The sequence below is a fragment of the Micromonospora sp. WMMD737 genome (assembly GCF_049179055.1).
Lineage (GTDB): Bacteria > Actinomycetota > Actinomycetes > Mycobacteriales > Micromonosporaceae > Micromonospora > Micromonospora reichwaldensis.
In genome coordinates, this window is sequence record NZ_JBMHMH010000051.1 from 1 (window position 1) to 1,965 (window position 1,965).

Annotated in this window: 2 protein-coding genes; both read right to left on the reverse strand. The window is 72.4% G+C overall.

Annotated elements, in window-relative coordinates; genetic code table 11:
- Positions 1-7 precede the first annotated feature (7 nt).
- Entirely contained in the window at positions 8-1,138 is a 1,131-nt protein-coding gene (locus tag ACN27A_RS34540; RefSeq protein WP_421459246.1) for an NAD(P)H-dependent flavin oxidoreductase, read from the reverse strand.
- Between the two features lie 81 nt (positions 1,139-1,219).
- On the reverse strand, positions 1,220-1,965 hold a 746-nt coding region (locus ACN27A_RS34545; RefSeq protein ID WP_421459247.1), incomplete at its 5' end, for an alpha/beta hydrolase.

Consider the following 1,965-nt stretch of genomic DNA (forward strand, 5'->3'; position numbering starts at 1 on the left):
CGAGAAGTCAGCCAGGCAGCGAACTGCTCAGCCGCTCGGCGGCGGCCAGGTAGTCCTCGATGAACTCGCGCACCACCTCACGGGCCGGCTTCACCTTGTTCATCAGCCCGACGCCCTGACCGACGAAGTAGGTCGCCAGCGCCTGGGCGCCTTCGTGGCCCTGTGCGGCCAGCACGTCGATGCGCCGGATCACCGGCTCGCACAGCATCGACTGCAACGGCAGGCCGAGCGGCTGGTGTCCGCCGGTGTGCGGCAGCCAGGCGTCGGTCCAGTCGGAGACCAGCTGGCGCGACGGCTTGCCGGTACGCCCGGCCGAGCGCACCGTGTCCCGTGAGCGGGCGGCCAGCATCTTGGCCACCGTGTGCGGGGCGGTCTCGGCCTCCTCGGTGGTCAGCCACACCGAGCCGGTCCACGCGCCAGCGGCGCCGGCGGCGACCATGCCGGCCATCTGCCGGCCGGTCACGATGCCGCCGGCGGCCAGGACCGGGACCTGGCTGCCGGTCGACTCGACGGCCTCGACGACCTCGGGCACCACCACCAGGGTGCTGACCTCGCCGCAGTGCCCGCCGGCCTCGGTGCCCTGCGCGACGATCAGGTCCACCCCGGCGGCGACCTGCTTGACCGCGTGCTCCTTGGCGCCGACCAGCGCCGCGACCGGGATTCCGCGTTCCTTCCCGGCTTCGATCATGTAGTCCGGCGGCACGCCCAGCGCGTTGGCGATCAGCTTGACCGGGTGGGTCAGCGCCACGTCGAGCAGTTCGCGGCCGGTGTTGCCGGACAGCGACGCCCCGCCCAGGCGACGGTCCGGCTCGGGCTCGATGTCATGGGCCCGCAGCAGATCGTCGACCAGGTCGCGGTAGGCCTGCGGGATCCGTCCGGCCAGCTCAGCGCTGGACAGCTTCTCGCCCTTGCCCTCGAACTTGGCCGGCACGATGAGGTCCACCCCGTAGGGCTTGCCGCCGACGGCCTCGTCGATCCAGGCCAGTTCCTGGTCGAGCTGGGTGGGGCTGTAGGCGGTCGCGCCGAGGACACCGAAGCCGCCGGCGTTGGTCACCGCAGCCACCACGTCGCGGCAGTGGCTGAAGGCGAAGAGCGGGAAGTCGATGCCGAACTGCTCACACAGCGCTGAGGAGGTCATCGCGCCAGTATTACTTGACCGCCGATGAGCGCTCGCGCGAAGAGCGGAGTCACTGTCAAGAGATGTGCGCGACCCCCGTTTTCACTGCCCGCCGAGCACCGCGGTGTCGCGCAGGAAGTCTTCGACGGCGCGCAGCAGCTGCGCCCCGTCCAGCAGCACGCGGTCGTTGTGGCCGGCGCCGGGCACCGACACGAACTCCTTGGGGCCCGGGGCCGCGTCGTACAGCCGGCGGCTCAGCGGCAGCGGCACGACCCCGTCGGTCTCCCCCGCGACGACGAGCAGCGGGGCGGCCAGCGCGCCGATCCGGTCGACCGAAGGGTAGCGGTCGATCAGCAACGGGCCCAACGGCAGCACCGGGAAGTACGTCTCCACCACGTCACCCAGCGAGCTGAACGGTGAGCGCAGGATCAGCGCAGCGGGCGGTTGTTCGACGGCAAGCCTGACCGCGACCGCGCCGCCCAGCGACTCGCCGAAGTAGGCGATGCGGTCCGCGTCGACCTCCGGCTGCCGCGTCAGCCAGTCCAGCGCGGCGCGCGCGTCGGCGGCCAGCCCCGACTCGCTCGGGCGGCCCGGATTGCCGCCGTAGCCGCGATAGTCGGTCAACAGCACCGACAGCCCCATCCGGTGCAACGCCGCGGCCAGCGGCGCACGCATCGAGCGGTCGCCGCCGTTGCCACCCAGAATCAGCACCGCCGGGCCACCCCGGGCGGGCAGGAACCAGGCGTCCAGCTGCAGGCCGTCGGCGGTCGGGAAGCTGACGTCGCGCCCGCCGGGCAGCACCGTTGCCGCCGGCGGCAACGGACCGCGCGACGGGAGGTAGATCAGGC

Coding starts and splice junctions, on each gene's coding strand:
- ACN27A_RS34540 (WP_421459246.1), bottom strand. CDS start 1,138: ATGACCTCCTCAGCGCTGTGTGAGCAGTTCGGCATCGACTTCCCGCTC.